We start from the raw sequence: 14,786 nt of genomic DNA, 5'->3' as shown, positions 1-14,786 counted from the left end.
CGTACGCATCAGCGCGCTGAAGGATCCGCTTCCGCGCCCGAACGGCATCAGCACGGCGCTGATGCGTCACTACGGGATCCGCCAGCGCGCAGTCAGCGGCGGATGGGAACCTGCTTGGCGTCGATGCTGGCGCGTTCAGCATCGCGCAGGCCGGCGACCGCGAGGATGCGCTGGATCATCGCGTTTCTGCCCGGCCCTTAGTCGTAGATGTCTCGTGCTGTTGCACCGACCTGCTTCTTCACTCGGCCGAGCGAACACATTCCCAAGGTGCTCACGCCCGGAAGTCGCACGGAGTGCGTTCCATCCGCAGACGTCATGCCCACAGGGGTAGTGGCGGCCTTCCGCCGCTGCGTAGGCTCCGGGTCATGGTCGAGTTGATTACTTCGAAGCAGTTCCATGCCGCGGTCGACACTGAGGACTGGCGGGTCTTGTCGACAGGGGCGGCGACCTACTTCGCCACCGGCTCGTTCGCGAAGGGTGTCGAACTCGTGGACAGGATCGGCGTGCTGGCGGAGGCTGCGAACCATCACCCCGCCGTCGATCTGCGCTACTCGGGCGTCATCGTGCGACTGCAAACGCACGAGGTGATACCCCAGGGATGGATGCTCAGCGAGCGCGACAGCATGCTTGCCGCGCAGATCTCACAGGCGGCGCGAGAGCTCGGCATCACAGCCGACCCGTCACGAGTGCAGGTGATGCAGATCGCGCTCGACGCCCTCGACATCGGGGCGATACGGCCGTTCTGGGCCGCGGTGCTCGGCTACGAGCCGTTCGGCGAAGAGGACGTGATCGCGCCTGACGGCTTCGGTCCGAACGTGTGGTTCCAGCAGATGGACGCTCCGCGGCCGCAGCGCAACCGTATCCACGTCGACCTGTACGTGCCAGCTGACTTGGCACCGGCCCGCGTCGAGGCTGCGCTGGCCGCTGGCGGCACCATCGTGCGCGACAACGGCCCCGACTGGTGGACCCTCGCCGACGCCGAGGGCAACGAAGTCGACGTCGCCCCCTGGCCGGACACCTTCGACGGCTGGTGAACCGTTAAGGCCGTGACCGCCACTTCCTCGCATGATGCACGCCTGGCCCAACACACCAGAACGGCCACGTGACGCGAACCCACACGGTCCCCCGGAGGCGCTCCGCCCGGAGTGGGAGGATGACGACAGACCCCGATTCAGCCCAGGAGGATCCCGTGCCGAATGACCAGAAGCCGAACGACGAACAGTCGAGCAAGCTGCCGCCGGAAGCCCTCGACGACTGGACGGCGGCCATCGCCGCTGAACTCGGCATCCCGAAAGAGTCGGTGCCGATCGGCGACGTGCTCCAGCTGGCCAGCACCGTCGCGCACGGCGTCGCGCGTCCGGCAGCGCCGCTCACCGCGTTCATCGTTGGACTCGCTGTCGGGTCCGGCAAGGGGACGGCGTCCGACCTGATCGCGCTGACGAGCTCCGCGGCGGAGAACTGGACGGCGTCCAAGTGACGCGAGTGCGTTATTTCGCGGCGGCAGCCGAGGCCGCTGGACGCGACGAGGAGGAGCTGCCGGTGGCATCCGTCGGGGCGCTGCAGGGCGCGATGTTGTCGGCGCATCCGGCGCTGGGCGCCGTGCTCAGCCGCTGTGCGCTGCTCGTGGACGGCAGGCGTGTCGACGACCCGTGGCATCCGCTCTCGGACGCCACCACGGTGGACGTGCTGCCGCCCTTCGCCGGCGGCTGAGCCATCGCTGGTCGAGCCCCGTCGAAACCGGCCCTACGAGACCCCGCCGAGTCCGACCCAGCTGTGCGAGCCGTCGGCCTCGACCTGCTTCTTCCAGACCGGCAACTCGTGCTTGACCGCCTCGACGAGCTCCCGGCAGGCGTCGAACGCCTCGCCCCTGTGTGCGCTCGCGACGGCGCAGACGATCGCGACGTCGCCGACGGCCAGGCGTCCGATGCGATGGCTCACGGCGATCCGCACCTCTGATCGGTCGTCCGCCGCAACGCGCTCAGCCAGCTCAGCGAGCATGCGCGGCGCGTCCGGATGCGCGCTGTACTCCAGCGCCACAACCGTGCCGCCGGCGTCCGGGTCGTGATCCCGCACGATGCCGACGAAGGTCGCGACGGCACCCATCCGCGGCGACTCGACGAGGCCGATGTGCTCGGCGAGGTCGAGGGGCTCGGCGGAGATCTCCGCGCGCAGCACCGCCATCAGTGGTCCCCTCCGTCGAGCTGGTCGATGAGGTGGGGCAGCAGCGGGAGCAGCACGTCCAGACCGTCCGCCACGCCTCCGGAGGAGCCGGGGAGGTTCACGACGAACGCGGCCGGCGCATCGTCGCGCCGCACGATCCCGGCCAGGCCGCGGGACAGGACTGCGGTGGGAACGACGGATGCCCCGCGCCGCCGCAGCGCTTCCGCGACGCCCGGCAGCTCCTGGGTCAGCAGGGGCAGCGTGCCTTCCGGCGTCAGATCCCGCGGCCCCACCCCGGTGCCACCCGTGGTGATCACCACGCGAGCGCCCGCCCGCAGCACGGATTCGAGGGTGCTGGTCACGGCATCCGCTCCGTCCGGGATCACCGTGGCATCCGCGACATCGCACCCCGCGTCGCGCAGACGCGACACGATGACCGGACCCTGCTCGTCCGAGCGCACGCCGCTGTGCGCCCGGTCGGAGACCGTCACGACCGCCGCGGCGATGCGGCGGGACTCGTGAGCTGATCGAACGTGGTGCGCCTCACCGTGGTGCGACGCCGCTGCGGATGGCTCGGCGCTCATGCCTCAACGTTAGTTATGCCGACGGCCGCACGTCGCCGACCGCCGCGGGTTGAGCTCGTCGTCATGCGCTCAACCCGCGAGCGGGAGCTCAACCGGCGAGAGAGCGATCAACCCGCGACAGAAGCACTCAGCTCGCCGCAGCCTCCGAGGCGCCGGCCTCGATCATGGTGCCGGACAGCGCCGTGTAGGCCGCCGTCCACGCCTCCTCCACCTCGGGAGTGAAGTCGTCGCCGAGGCCCTTCGACAGAGTCGCCAGCAGGGCGGCGCCGACCGTGGGATAGAACTCCGGCTTGACGCCGTAGCCGACATGGCGGGCGCCGAGGTTCGCGACGACGCGCTGCGTGGCATCCCAGTTGGTCAGGCCGTTCACGGCCATGGCGAGCATGGTCATGAGCTTCTTGCGCTGCTCCGTCATGTCCTCGGTGAACAGCGGGCGCAGCGACGGGTCGCGCTCGAACAGCTCGTCGTAGAAGATGACCGCGGCCTGGTCGGCGATCGGCGCCACCTTCGCGAAGCTGCTCTGAACGAGTTCGACTTGTTCGTTGTTCATCAGGGGGTCCTCATCTCGTTTGGGTTCGCATCCGCCCGGCCGCGGGCGCGGCGCACGCACGACAACGCAGGCGTCCTCACGCTACGAGGCCGCCGTTGCCTCTGGTTTGCCCGCATGTCACGATGTGTGACCGACTGCTCACCCCGGGGGAGGTGGTGCGTGAGCCGCTGCGGACCGCCACACACACTACGGGGCCCCGCGCACGAGGGACAAGTGCACAGGAAGCCCGGGAGCGCCCGGGGCAGGGGCGGGGGCGGTGCGCCGCTACTCCACCGCCAGCGCCGGCTCCGCCAGCACCCTGGTCAGCACCGGTCGGGTGGCCAGCAGCCCGAGCCAGACCACGAGGATGCCGCCCGCGATGCTCACGGCGATGATCAGCAACGACACGGGGGCGAGCACGAGTGCGATCCCGGCGAGCGGCAGCACGACGATGACCGCGACCACGGCGGATCCGATGGTCACGATGCGCAGCGGCGACAGCACCGCGCGGACGCGGGCGGCGTTCATGGTCTTCAGGGGCATCCCGAGCCGGTCGAGACTGACGTAGAGGTCGCGCCGATCCAGGATCGCGGATGCCTGGCTCACGCCGACGGAGCACGCCACCATCAGGAACGAGATGGCAAGGGTGATGAACACGCCCGTGCGGATGTCGCCCATCAGCACGGACTGATCGCGTGGCATCCGCTCTCCGCCGACCGCATCCACCATGGCGAGCGCCGTTCCGGCGAAGACCGCGATGAAGCACGTCATCGACACCCCGGCGACCTGTCGCCAGGCCGCCTTCGGGGATTCCAGCACGGAGCGCGCCGCAATGAGCCGTTGAGCGGTCGTCGCATGGTGCAGCCCCGATTGGGCGAACTTGCGGATGACGAACGGGCCGACCAGCCCCAACACCGCGTTGGCCGCGACGAACGCCGCCGCCAGCACAAGGATGACGGTGAGCACACCGCCGAGCAGGCTCGGGTTCGCGACGCAGAAGACCACGGCGGCGATGACGACGACGCCGATCACGATGCGGATCCAGCGCGGCCGCGGCGCGGCCTGGCGCGTGCGCACGCCGAGCGGGGACACGATCACGCCGCGCAACCCGATGGCCGCGCTGATGCCGGCGAGCAGGCCGACGCCCGCGATGACGGCGAGCACGATGAGGGGATTGAGCAGCAGGGCGAGCGCGCCGATCGGCTGCCCGCGGAACGGGATGAGTCCGACGAGCGGCGTGAGCACGAGATACAGCACGGTCCCGCCGACTGCGCCGACGACGGCCAGCACGATGGATTCGAGCACCGTGAGCCGCGCGACGAACGCCGTGGTGGCACCGAGCAGACGAAGAGTGGCGAGCCTGTCGTCCCTGCGGCGCGCCGAGAGCCGTGCGGCCGCACCTCCGAGCGAGGCGAGCGGGACGAGCAGCAGAGCCGACGCGAAGATCGCCAGCACCTGATACGTGAACCCCATCTCGTCGTGCCAGCGGAAGAACGACATGGCGCCGGCGAGGGTCATGAGCAGGAGCGCTGTCGCGATGCTGAACGCCACGATCGGCAGCAGCAGTGCTGAGAGACCGGATGCTCCTGGCCGCGCGAGCAGGCGGGCGACGGAGAGCGTCTTCATCGTCCGAGCTCCTGGCCGTGCTGCGTGTCCTGCGCGAGCGGAGCTGCGGGGATGGCACCGGCGGATCCGCCCGGCGTCTCCACGTAGTCCATACCCGCGACCTTCGACCTCGTCTCGACGATGAGCCCGTCGCGAAGCCGCACCACGCGGCTGCAGCGGGCGGCGACGCCCTCGTCGTGCGTGACGACGACGAGCGTGCGACCGCGGCCCGTCGTCGAGCCGATGAGGGCATCCATCACGTCGGATGACGTTGCCGAGTCCAAGGCGCCTGTCGGCTCGTCGGCGAAGACCACGAGCGGTTCGATCACCTGGGCGCGCGCGACGGCGACGCGCTGTGCCTGCCCGCCGGACAGCTGTCCGATGCGGCGCTGCTCGAGGCCGGCGAGGCCGAGTGCGGCGAGCCACTTGGCAGCTCGCTGCTCGGCCTCCTCGCGCGGCACACCGCGCAGCATCAGCGGAAGCGCCGCGTTCTCGATGGCCGTCAGCTCGGGGATGAGCAAGCCCTGCTGGAAGACGAATCCGAACGACTCCCTGCGCAGCGCGGACCGACCGCTGTCGTTCAGCTCGCCGACCGATACCGCGCCCGTCGGACCGTGCAGGGCGACCCATCCGCTGTCGGGCGTGAGGATACCGGCCAGCACGTGCAGGAGTGTCGACTTGCCCGATCCGGATGCGCCCATGATCGCCAGCGCCTCCCCGGCGAGCACGTCGAGTGTGACGCCCGCGAGCGCGTGGGTGTCACCGTAGGACTTGGTCAGGGCGGATGCCTCGAGAATCACGGTCATGCATCCACCCTCCCCTGCGGGGTAGCGTCGCGCGTCAGGCGGTGGGTTGATTCGGGCCGGGCGGGCATCCGTCGAGCGGATGACGCACGCGGTGCCGCAGGTGGAGCGATCACCGCTGCCTCAGCCGGCGACACCGGAACTCAGCCTGCGACAGGCACCAGGCAGGTGGGCGATCCGGTGGGCACGGTCGTCTCGAGCACGGGCATCCCGTCTTCGAGCCGGAACACGGCGATGTCCTCGCTGAGCTGGTTGGCCACGTAGAGGCGGCCGTCGACCTGCAGGTGATGGCGTGGCCAGTTGCCGCCGCAGGAGACGTGCGCGACAGGATCGAGGCGAGCACCGGCATCCGCCACTTCGAGCACACCGATGACGTTCGCACTGCGCACCGTGACGTGCACGTGCCGGTCGCCGTCGAAGGAGATGTGCGCTGCCGCATTGCCGTTGCGGTCGTGCGGAAGCACGGCTGGAACGACGGATGTCACAGCCAGCGTCTCCGGATCGAGCACCGCCACCTCGATGGAGTACTCCGTCACGACGTAGACGTGCCCGCTCGGATGCCGCACCATGTGCCGCGGCCCGCTGCCGAACGGCAGCACCGTCTCCGCCACGGGAACGAGTTCTGCGCCCTCGGCGCGCCAGACGCGAACGGTGTCGTGACCGAGATCCGTGGTGAGGATGCGTCCGTCGGGGAGGAACAGCGACGAGTGTGCGCGGCTCGGCCGCGGTTCCTCCGCGATGTCGCGATACGGGTCGACGGACGCCCGCGCCTCCGTCTGTCCGACGATGGCGCCCGTGCCGTCGAGCTCGTACACGAGCACGCGTCCGTCGCCCCAGCAGGTCGCGACCGCGTACCGTCCGTGCGGTGCGACGGCGACATGGCACACGGCCTCGCCAGCAGGCCAGGCGTCGCCGAGCGGTGCGAGCTCGCCGGATTCCGTCATCCGGAACGCCGCGATGCGGCGCGCGAACTCCTCGACGGCGTACACGACGGGCAGCGTCGGATGCGTGGCGACGAACGACGGTGAGTCGACTGCAGCGGCCGTGCGGATGCCCGCGATCGCGCCGTCGTCCGCGAGCGCGACGCGGGCGATCCCGCGGCCGTGGCCACCGGAATCCGCCGTGTAGGTTCCGAGCCAGAGCGTTCTCGTCATGACTCCAGTCTGCCGGGAACGGCCGGGTTCGGCTTGCACCGGTGCCTTCCACCGGTGCGCTCCAGCGGCATTGCAGCGCGACACGCCGCATCCGGTATGCGGCGCGCCGGCCCCTGTACGGAATCGCCGCTGGAGCGCACCCGCGGATGGCACTCAGCCGCCGAGGAGCCCGCGGCGGAACCCCTCGGCGACGGCGGACGCCCGATCCCCGACGCCGAGCTTCGCGTAGACGCTGAGCAGGTGCGTCTTCACCGTGGCCTCGCTGAGGTGCAGGCGGGCGCCTGCGGCGCGGTTCGTCGCGCCTTCGGCCACCAGCGCGAGCACCTCGAGCTCCCGCGGGGTCAGCACACCGGCATCCGTGGTGCGCACGCGACCCACGAGACGCGAGGCGACGGATGGCGCGAGCACGGCGTGACCCGCCACGGCCGCGCGCACGGCCCTGAGCAGCTCCTCGCGTGGCGCATCCTTCAGCAGGTATCCGGTGGCTCCGGCCTCGATCGCGGGCAGCACGTCGGCGTCCGAGTCGAACGTGGTCAGCACGACGACGCGGCTGCGGATGCCCAGCCTCGCGAGCTCCCGGATCGCCGCGACCCCGTCTGTGCCCGGCATCCGCAGGTCCATGAGCACGACGTCCGGCTCGAGCACGCGTGCCAGCGCGACGGCTTCCGCGCCGTCGGATGCCTCACCCACCACCTCGACGTCCGGCGCGGAGGCGACCATGCCCACGATCCCGTCCCGCACCACCGGATGGTCGTCGACGACGAGCAGCCGGATGACCGATGCCGAGGATCCTTCGACGCCCGCACCGGATGACTTGGCGCCCGTTCTGCCGCTCATGCCGGCACCTGCGCCCGCACCGCGGTGCCGTGTCCCGGCCGCGACTCGACGACGAACGCGCCCGCGACGGATTCGATCCGCTCCCGCATCGCGACAAGACCGTAGCCGCCGGATTCCGGATCCGCCTCGCGTCGTTCCCGCTCGAGCGGATCGAAGCCGCATCCGTCGTCGCGCACCTCGAGGCGTGAGCCGGCGGCATCCGAGCGCAGTGTGAGCGTCACTCTGCGTGCCGACGCGTGGCGTTCGACGTTCGCGAGCGCCTCCTGGGCGGTGCGCAGGAGTGCGACCTCGGCATCCGTCCGCAGGCCCGAGGCGTCGCCGTGCGTGCTGACATCCACCTGGATGCCGGTGCGTACGGTCCAGACGCGCGCCACGTTCCGCAGCGCATCCGGCAGCCGGACGGCGTCCAGGGCCGCGGGACGCAGGGCGTTCACGGAACGTCGAGCCTCGGCGAGACCGTCGCGCGCGAGGATGAGGGCGGCGTTCGTGTGGCGACGTCGGCCTTCGTCATCCGCCGCCTCCTCACCGGCCTGGAGCTGCGTGACGATGCCGGCGAACCGCTGGGCGAGCGTGTCGTGGATCTCTCGTGCGAGCCTCGCCCGTTCGCTCTCGGTCGCGGCCTCCTGCAGCCGCTTCTCGGCGAGCCTGAGACCGATGGAGAGTCCGCACATGACGACGACGTTGAGGGCGATGACGCCGACTCTTCCGACGATGCCCGCCGGGTCGTTGCCGAAACTGGAGGCTTGCGCCACCCCGGCGACGACGGCCGTCGCACCGACAGCCGGCAGTTCCCACGGCCACTCGAAGAGGGAGTACGCGAACGAGAACGTCGCGATGGTGAGGAATCCGAACCAGCCGCTGATCAGCACCAGGGCGAAGTTCAGGGCCACCATGCCCGACATGAACACGACGGTCGCGATCGGCTGGTCTCGCCACGGCACCGGCAGCGTGCGCATGACGAGTATCCAGACGCCCGTCGCACCACACAGCACGAGCGTGGGGATGAGGCGTCCCGGCTCGTCCCGCTCGACGATGATCGCGGCGATCACGAGGAGCCCGAGAACGACATAGGGCTCTATCGTGAGCACTCTTCGCCAGCGCGGGTCGGGCAGCACGCTGACGACCTTACGCTGCGCGGTGGAAGAGAACCGACGTGCGCGGCAGGAACAGCAGGATGACCGCCGGCAGCAGGATCGCGCCGCACAGCGCCTGCTCCACGCGCACCCAGCCGGGCAGGAAACCCGGGATGGACACGATCACGACGATGGCGGCGAGCACCACGGGCGTGATGATGCGGAGCCGGATGAACGCCGCACGCGATCCCCGCCTGGCACGCGCGACGAAGGCCAGCAGCACTGCGGCGCTGCCGAGCACGAGGGAGCAACGGATCCAGACGGCGGGATCCTGGCCGTTCCCGATCGCGGTCAGCACGCCGATGAACACGATCATCGCGGCGCTGACGGCGAAGTACGCCACGAGCAACGTGCGAACGGGGCGGAGGGCGGCGCGGTGGGAAGGCGCCTGGTCTGTTGTGGTGGGAAGCGTCTCGGTCATGACTCCAGCGTCGCGATCGACTCCGCAGACCGGATCGACCGATCGGCTGGGCTTGGACACCGATCGGCTGGTGCTGCGGCGAGAGAGTCCGCGGCTCAACCAGCGCCAGCCACGGTGCTCAACCCGCGGTCGCCGCCGCCCCCACATAGCGCCCGGTCGGGCGCATCCGCAGTGGGCGCTGCCCGTACTCGTCGATGGCGTGCGCGATCCAACCGGCGCTGCGTGCGACGGCGAAGATCGCGGCGCCCGAATCCGCCGGCATCCCTGCCGCGGTCGTGAGCGCGGCGAGCGCCAGATCGACGTTCGGATGCCGCCCCGTGCGTTCGCGCACCTCCTCGGCGAGCCGGTCGACGGCGTCGATCACGCGTTGGCCGTCATCCAGCTCGGCGACCAGCGGAAGCAGGATGCGTGCCCGTGCGTCGATCCCCGGGTAGAGGGGCTGCCCGAAGCCGGGTGCCGGGCGAGCCGTGCGAGCGAGCGTGCGGGAGAGCGCGGTGCGGGCATCCGCTCCGTCGAGCACGAGTCCGATCAGGTCCGATGCCGCACCGCTCGCGTTGCCGTGCAACGCCGAGTCGAGCGCGCCGAGCCCGCTGGACACGACCGCGTACGGCGTCGCCCGGGCGGATGCCGCGGCCCGTGCCGCGAGCGTCGATACCGCGAGGTCGTGATCCACGAGGAGAACGAGCGCCGCGTTCAGCACGCGCGCCTCGGTCTCGGTCGCCTGTCGTCCCGTGAACGCGCGCCAGAGCACCTCAGCGATGCTGCGACCCGTCGAGGCACCAGCATCGCTTGCCCCTGGTTCCGCTGTCGCAGGCTGCGGGTCGCTTCGCCAGACACCCGCAGTTCGTGACAGCGGAGCGGAGGGTCGATCAGGGGTGTTGTCCTGCGAGGCGGGTGCGCTGCCGTCTGGGGCGAGAGTCCGGACCGGAGTGGGTGTGCGCGGCGACGGGGTTGCGACCAAGGTCTCGACGATCCCGCCGATGAGGCGCTCGGCTGCGGCGCGAACCGCGTCCGCACCGAGGTCGTGGCGCGTCGGGTCGAAGGCCCCCAGAACCGGAACGGCCACCTGGATGCGGTCGAGCGCCGTGGCATCAGCGGGCAGCGACGCGACGGCTGCTCGCGCGGCGTGGACCGCATCGGGATCAGCGGCGAACCGTGCACCGGATCCGGGCGCGTCGAGGGCGTCGAGCGCGTCGGATGCCGCGGACGCCGCCGATGCCTCGGGCGCCGGCATCCAGACCCACCGTGCGACGTCTTCGTACGCGTGGCCGACGGCCAGCTCAGCGGCGGGGATTCCACGGAAGTACAACTCGCCGTCCTCGATGAGCGCGATGTCGGTGTCCATCACCATGAGTGGCGAGCCGGGCGCTGTGACATCACTCGGCCGAACCGGGCCTGCGCGCCGGGACGACGCGAACGCCTCGACCTCGAGCGGGTCGAAGGAGGATCCGTGTGCGTCGCGCTCCCGGGAGAGCAGCCCGCGCGAGACATACGCGTAGAGCGTCTGCGGCTTGACGCCCAGGCGGGAGGCGGTCTGGGCGGCGGTCAGGCGCGGCAGTGCAGCATCCATGGTCTCATGATATTGATCCAATCAACGTTGACGGAATGGGGATCAAGTCGCAACCTGAAGACGTCAGTAAGGAGTGCGCCATGTCCATCACCCCATCGGGCGCCGTCGCGTCGTCCGTCTCGAGCCGCCCGTCGGCAGCACCGAGCACCGGAGGTGCGGACGCGGCACGCGCCACCGCCGGTCCCGTCACGGGCCGGCCCGCCGGTCCTTCCACGGTCCAGCCCGCCGGCGCTGGCACGGCAGCAGCGCCGCCCACCGACGTGCCGCGCGGCCTCGCCGGGGTCGTCGTCGCACAGACCTCCGTCGGCGACGTCCTCGGCACGGAGGGCCGCTACCACTACCGGGGCCACGACGCCATCGCGCTGGCCGACGCAGGCGACTTCGAGCGGGCTTGGCAGCTGCTGGTGCTCGGCACCCTTCCCGACGCGGATGCCGCCACCGCCTTCCGCGAGCGCGTCGCCGCCCTCCGCACGCCGCCAGCGCTGGTGCGAACATTCGTGGAGTCTCTGGCCGACTCGCGGCATCCGTCATCCGTCATCGACCCACTGCGCGGGCTGCAGGCGACGCTGCCCGTGCTCGCCGCCGCGCGGGGTGCCGCGCCGCTGTACGACCTGGATGAGGCCGCCCGTGTCGAGGAGGCTCTCGCGGTGGGCGCGGTGGTGCCGAGCATCCTGGCGGCCTTCCATCGCGCACGTCGCGGGCTCGACCCGTTCGTGCCGGCGGACCGGGACCAGCATGCGCGCCGGGGCCGCCAAGGCGGCACGGATCGACCGGGCGGCACCGCGCAGGGTGCCGTCGCCGAGTACCTGCGGCTCGTCACGGATCGCGAACCGGACGAACGGGCGATCCATGCGCTGAGCGCCTACCTCGTCGCCACCCTCGACCACGGATTCAACGCCTCGACGTTCACGACGCGCGTCATCGCATCCACCGGCGCGGATATGGCCTCCTGCATCGTGGGCGGACTCGGTGCACTGTCCGGTCCGCTGCACGGCGGAGCGCCGAGCCGTGCATTGGACGCACTGGATGCCGTCGCGCGCGACCTGCCCGCAGCTCCGGCCACCTCCTCCTCATCCGCCGCCGCGTCCCGAGCGGACGCCATCGAGCGCTACGTGCGCGGCGAGCTCTCGGCCGGTCGTCGCCTGATGGGATTCGGTCACGCCGTGTACCGCACCGCGGATCCGAGGTCGCGTCTCCTGCGCCGGATCGCGCTCGAGTTCGGCGGTCCGCGCGTGGAGCTCGCTGTCGAATACGAGCAGACGGCAGAGCGGCTGCTCGCCGAGTACAAGCCGGGCCGCGACCTGCACACGAACGTCGAGTTCTACGCGGCGGTCGTGCTGGAGCAGTGCGGGATCCCCCGAGAGATGTTCACGCCGACGTTCGCGATGGCCCGCGTGATCGGCTGGACAGCGCACGTGCTCGAGCAGGCGCGCGACCCGAAGATCATCCGTCCGTCGTCGCGCTACGTGCCAGCAGCCTGATCACACAGCGAATTCGCCTGCCCGCCGCGGATTCAACTGCGCCATCTGCGCACTATTGGGCCGGCCTCGTTGGCGCAGCAGTGCGCACATGGCGCGGTTACCTGGTGTCTCGAACCTGGCGCTGTTGCGCCGGCTTCACGTTCACCCGACACGACGGAACAGCCGGTTCCCCGCCGCGGTCAGGGCGGCTCCGGCCGCCAGGATCCCGAAGCTTCCGCCGATGTACGCGACCTCGAGGTGGCGTCCGTGCTGCTCGGTCGTGGCGTAGATCACGATGAACGCGATGAGGGAGACGAGCGCGCTGACGCCCGCGATCCACCAGAGCGGCTGCAGACCCCGGCACGGGCGCGCCACGGATGGGACGCCCCAGGCCACGAGGACGGCGCCGGCGAGACATCCACAGGCCGCGACGAGAAAGTACGCCGCGACCACGTCGCTCGGACGATGCCACTGGCTGATGAGCGCGAGCACGCCGGTCAGCACGGCGAATCCGCCGCCGAGCACGGCGGCGAGGGGTCGCCACCGCGGCGCCGTTACGACGAACACCGCGAACGCCGCAGCCGCCGCGACAGTCGTATGCCCGGACGGGAATGAATTGTCGAAGACGTTCGTCGCCCCGGTCTCCGGACGGCTGAGGAAGAGGTACTTGGAGAGCTCGGCCAGCGCCACCGCGACGCCTACCACGAGCACCGCCACCACGAGATGCCGGAACCGACGTCCGGCCAGCGCGATCCCCACGGTCAGCACGGCGCCCAGCCCGAACGCGAGGTACGGCTCGAAGGTGAGGAAGGCTTCCGAGATGGCCGCGATCCCGCTGTGCTGATCCGCTGCGCCGTTGAAGGCGCGTTCGTCAACGATCTGGCCCGTGTAGGTGCGCACGAAGAACAGGTACACGGCGACGAACGCCACGATCAGGCCCGCCGCGCACCACAGGAACGTGCTGATGCGTGGCGTGCGGTTCACGGGTCCAATCCTCGTATCGCGACTCGGGGGCGGGCTGGGAGAGGCGTCCGGGCCGCGCGAGAGCCGCCGGCCGCCTCCCTGCCGATGAGCCCTCAGCCGGTCGGTCTCAACCGATCGGTCTCACAGCCGATCAGTCGATCAGGTCGTGGCGCACGACGATGGCGTCGCGAGCCGGGCCGACGCCGATCGCCGAGATGCGGGATCCGCTCATCCGCTCGAGTGCGAGCACGTAGTCCTGCGCGTTCTGCGGGAGGTCCTCGAAGCTGCGGGCGCCCTGGATGTCCTCGCTCCAACCCGGGAACTCCTCGTAGATCGGCACGGCGTGGTGGAAGTCCGTCTGGGAAGACGGCACCTCGTCGAAGCGCACGCCGTCCACGTCGTAGGCGACGCACACCGGGATGCGCTGAAGGCCGGTGAGGGTGTCGAGCTTGGTGAGGACGAAGTCCGTGACACCGTTCACGCGGGTGGCGTAACGGGCGATCGGCGCGTCGTACCAGCCGGTGCGACGCGGACGTCCGGTCGTCGTCCCGAACTCGGCGCCCTGGGTGCGCAGCCACTCGCCCATCTCGTCGTCGAGCTCCGTCGGGAACGGACCGGCGCCGACACGCGTCGTGTAGGCCTTGACGATCGCGATCACGCGCTCGATGCGGTTCGGGCCCACGCCGGATCCGGTCGCAGCGCCACCGGCGGTGGACGAGGACGAGGTGACGAACGGGTACGTGCCGTGGTCGACATCCAGCATGGTCGCCTGGCCGGCCTCGAAGAGCACCTGCTTGCCCTCGTCGAGCGCGTTGTTCAGCAGCAGCGACGTGTCGGCGACCATCGGGCGCACCCGCTCCGCATACGACAGCAGGTCGTCGACGACCTCGTCGACGGTGATCGCGCGACGGTTGTAGACCTTGAGCAGCAGGTGGTTCTTCTGGTCGAGCGCGCCCTCCACCTTCTGGCGCAGGATGCCCTCGTCGAAGAGATCTTGCACCCGGATGCCCACCCGGTTGATCTTGTCCGCATACGTCGGTCCGATGCCGCGGCCGGTCGTGCCGATCTGGCGCTTGCCGAGGAAGCGCTCCGTCACCTTGTCCATGGTGCGGTGGTACTGGGTGATGATGTGCGCGTTGGACGAGATGACGAGCCGAGACACATCGACTCCGCGGGCGACGAGTCCGTCCAGCTCTTCGAACAGCACCTCGAGGTCGACGACGACGCCGTTGCCGATGACGGGCGTGACGCCCTCGGTCAGGATGCCGGAGGGCAGCAGGTGCAGCGCATACTTCTCGTCGCCGACGACCACCGTGTGACCGGCATTGTTGCCGCCGTTGAACTTGACGACGTAGTCGATGCGACCACCCAGAAGATCGGTGGCCTTTCCTTTACCTTCGTCGCCCCACTGGGCGCCGACGATGACTGTTGCGGGCATTGTGTGTTCCCCTCCGGACAGCGCCGGTCGGGGCGGCTCGTCCACCTGATTCTATCGAAGCCCTCGGCGGGACCTGGCGCTACGTCGTCTTGCGGCATGCGTTAGACGCGCCACGTGGCGGAACACCGA

Annotated in this window: 16 protein-coding genes; 4 read left to right on the top strand and 12 right to left on the bottom strand. The window is 70.3% G+C overall.

From position 1 onward, the window contains the following. Positions 1 to 365 precede the first annotated feature (365 nt). From ACX9R5_RS04865 to ACX9R5_RS04855, 3 genes are all read left to right on the top strand, one after another. Positions 366 to 1,034: a VOC family protein gene (locus tag ACX9R5_RS04865; RefSeq protein ID WP_459407869.1), complete on the top strand. Its 669-nt coding sequence runs from the start codon at positions 366 to 368 to the stop codon at positions 1,032 to 1,034. A 155-nt stretch (positions 1,035 to 1,189) separates the two neighbouring features. Then, the gene (locus ACX9R5_RS04860; protein ID WP_459407868.1) at positions 1,190 to 1,477 is read left to right on the top strand and encodes a DUF6457 domain-containing protein; all 288 of its coding nucleotides are present in this window, start codon (positions 1,190 to 1,192) and stop codon (positions 1,475 to 1,477) included. After that, positions 1,474 to 1,710, top strand: a complete 237-nt coding sequence (locus tag ACX9R5_RS04855; RefSeq protein WP_459407867.1) for a MoaD/ThiS family protein — start codon at positions 1,474 to 1,476, stop codon at positions 1,708 to 1,710. Before ACX9R5_RS04860 ends, ACX9R5_RS04855 begins: the two co-directional genes overlap by 4 nt. Before the next feature lie 33 nt (positions 1,711 to 1,743). Here ACX9R5_RS04855 and ACX9R5_RS04850 read toward each other — a convergent pair whose 3' ends face one another. The 10 genes from ACX9R5_RS04850 to ACX9R5_RS04805 all read right to left on the bottom strand — a co-directional run bounded on the left by ACX9R5_RS04850 (position 1,744) and on the right by ACX9R5_RS04805 (position 10,796). Further along, positions 1,744 to 2,181 (bottom strand): molybdenum cofactor biosynthesis protein MoaE, encoded by a 438-nt coding sequence (locus ACX9R5_RS04850; protein ID WP_459407866.1) that lies wholly within the window; start codon positions 2,179 to 2,181, stop codon positions 1,744 to 1,746. Next, complete coding sequence (locus ACX9R5_RS04845) at positions 2,181 to 2,744, bottom strand: MogA/MoaB family molybdenum cofactor biosynthesis protein (protein ID WP_459407865.1); 564 nt, start codon at positions 2,742 to 2,744, stop codon at positions 2,181 to 2,183. Before ACX9R5_RS04845 ends, ACX9R5_RS04850 begins: the two co-directional genes overlap by 1 nt. 127 nt (positions 2,745 to 2,871) lie before the next feature. Continuing rightward, positions 2,872 to 3,294, bottom strand: a complete 423-nt coding sequence (locus tag ACX9R5_RS04840; protein WP_459407864.1) for a globin family protein — start codon at positions 3,292 to 3,294, stop codon at positions 2,872 to 2,874. Positions 3,295 to 3,558: 264 nt separating this feature from the next. After that, a complete protein-coding gene (locus ACX9R5_RS04835) occupies positions 3,559 to 4,899 on the bottom strand; it encodes a permease (RefSeq protein WP_459407863.1) in 1,341 nt (446 codons plus the stop codon). After that, the gene (locus tag ACX9R5_RS04830; RefSeq protein ID WP_459407862.1) at positions 4,896 to 5,684 is read right to left on the bottom strand and encodes an ABC transporter ATP-binding protein; all 789 of its coding nucleotides are present in this window, start codon (positions 5,682 to 5,684) and stop codon (positions 4,896 to 4,898) included. The genes ACX9R5_RS04835 and ACX9R5_RS04830 overlap by 4 nt, the downstream gene beginning before the upstream one ends. A 140-nt stretch (positions 5,685 to 5,824) precedes the next feature. Then, entirely contained in the window at positions 5,825 to 6,835 is a 1,011-nt protein-coding gene (locus ACX9R5_RS04825; protein ID WP_459407861.1) for a lactonase family protein, read from the bottom strand. Positions 6,836 to 6,988: 153 nt separating this feature from the next. Beyond that, positions 6,989 to 7,672 carry a response regulator gene (locus ACX9R5_RS04820; RefSeq protein ID WP_459407860.1) on the bottom strand — a complete coding sequence of 228 codons (684 nt, stop codon included), beginning with the start codon at positions 7,670 to 7,672 and terminating at the stop codon, positions 6,989 to 6,991. Next, on the bottom strand, positions 7,669 to 8,787 hold the full coding sequence (locus ACX9R5_RS04815) for a sensor histidine kinase (protein ID WP_459407859.1): 1,119 nt from the start codon (positions 8,785 to 8,787) through the stop codon (positions 7,669 to 7,671). The genes ACX9R5_RS04820 and ACX9R5_RS04815 overlap by 4 nt, the downstream gene beginning before the upstream one ends. Positions 8,788 to 8,797: 10 nt before the next feature. Further along, a complete protein-coding gene (locus tag ACX9R5_RS04810; RefSeq protein WP_459407858.1) occupies positions 8,798 to 9,226 on the bottom strand; it encodes a hypothetical protein in 429 nt (142 codons plus the stop codon). A 118-nt stretch (positions 9,227 to 9,344) separates the two neighbouring features. Further along, complete coding sequence (locus ACX9R5_RS04805; protein WP_459407857.1) at positions 9,345 to 10,796, bottom strand: citrate/2-methylcitrate synthase; 1,452 nt, start codon at positions 10,794 to 10,796, stop codon at positions 9,345 to 9,347. 80 nt (positions 10,797 to 10,876) lie between these two features. On the opposite strand from ACX9R5_RS04805, the gene ACX9R5_RS04800 reads away from it, so the two are divergent. Further along, complete coding sequence (locus ACX9R5_RS04800) at positions 10,877 to 12,277, top strand: citrate/2-methylcitrate synthase (RefSeq protein WP_459407856.1); 1,401 nt, start codon at positions 10,877 to 10,879, stop codon at positions 12,275 to 12,277. A 141-nt stretch (positions 12,278 to 12,418) separates the two neighbouring features. Here the strand turns inward: ACX9R5_RS04800 and ACX9R5_RS04795 are convergent, their stop codons facing one another. Next, a complete protein-coding gene (locus ACX9R5_RS04795; RefSeq protein WP_459407855.1) occupies positions 12,419 to 13,240 on the bottom strand; it encodes a phosphatase PAP2 family protein in 822 nt (273 codons plus the stop codon). Positions 13,241 to 13,370: 130 nt separating this feature from the next. Then, positions 13,371 to 14,657 carry an adenylosuccinate synthase gene (locus tag ACX9R5_RS04790; protein WP_459407854.1) on the bottom strand — a complete coding sequence of 429 codons (1,287 nt, stop codon included), beginning with the start codon at positions 14,655 to 14,657 and terminating at the stop codon, positions 13,371 to 13,373. Positions 14,658 to 14,786 lie beyond the last annotated feature (129 nt).

It is taken from the genome of Rathayibacter sp. CAU 1779 (genome assembly GCF_054551755.1).
The sequence above is the reverse complement of the archived record's forward strand: the minus strand, read 5'-3'. Positions and strand labels throughout refer to the sequence as shown.

Excerpts from the sequence above, each read along its gene's own strand:
- ACX9R5_RS04830 (WP_459407862.1), bottom strand. The coding sequence starts at position 5,684 with ATGACCGTGATTCTCGAGGCATCCGCCCTGACCAAGTCCTACGGTGAC.
- ACX9R5_RS04805 (WP_459407857.1), bottom strand. The coding sequence starts at position 10,796 with ATGGATGCTGCACTGCCGCGCCTGACCGCCGCCCAGACCGCCTCCCGC.
- ACX9R5_RS04790 (WP_459407854.1), bottom strand. The coding sequence starts at position 14,657 with ATGCCCGCAACAGTCATCGTCGGCGCCCAGTGGGGCGACGAAGGTAAA.
- ACX9R5_RS04835 (WP_459407863.1), bottom strand. The coding sequence starts at position 4,899 with ATGAAGACGCTCTCCGTCGCCCGCCTGCTCGCGCGGCCAGGAGCATCC.
- ACX9R5_RS04850 (WP_459407866.1), bottom strand. The coding sequence starts at position 2,181 with ATGGCGGTGCTGCGCGCGGAGATCTCCGCCGAGCCCCTCGACCTCGCC.
- ACX9R5_RS04810 (WP_459407858.1), bottom strand. The coding sequence starts at position 9,226 with ATGACCGAGACGCTTCCCACCACAACAGACCAGGCGCCTTCCCACCGC.
- ACX9R5_RS04865 (WP_459407869.1), top strand. The coding sequence starts at position 366 with ATGGTCGAGTTGATTACTTCGAAGCAGTTCCATGCCGCGGTCGACACT.
- ACX9R5_RS04845 (WP_459407865.1), bottom strand. The coding sequence starts at position 2,744 with ATGAGCGCCGAGCCATCCGCAGCGGCGTCGCACCACGGTGAGGCGCAC.
- ACX9R5_RS04840 (WP_459407864.1), bottom strand. The coding sequence starts at position 3,294 with ATGAACAACGAACAAGTCGAACTCGTTCAGAGCAGCTTCGCGAAGGTG.
- ACX9R5_RS04825 (WP_459407861.1), bottom strand. The coding sequence starts at position 6,835 with ATGACGAGAACGCTCTGGCTCGGAACCTACACGGCGGATTCCGGTGGC.
- ACX9R5_RS04800 (WP_459407856.1), top strand. The coding sequence starts at position 10,877 with ATGTCCATCACCCCATCGGGCGCCGTCGCGTCGTCCGTCTCGAGCCGC.
- ACX9R5_RS04820 (WP_459407860.1), bottom strand. The coding sequence starts at position 7,672 with ATGAGCGGCAGAACGGGCGCCAAGTCATCCGGTGCGGGCGTCGAAGGA.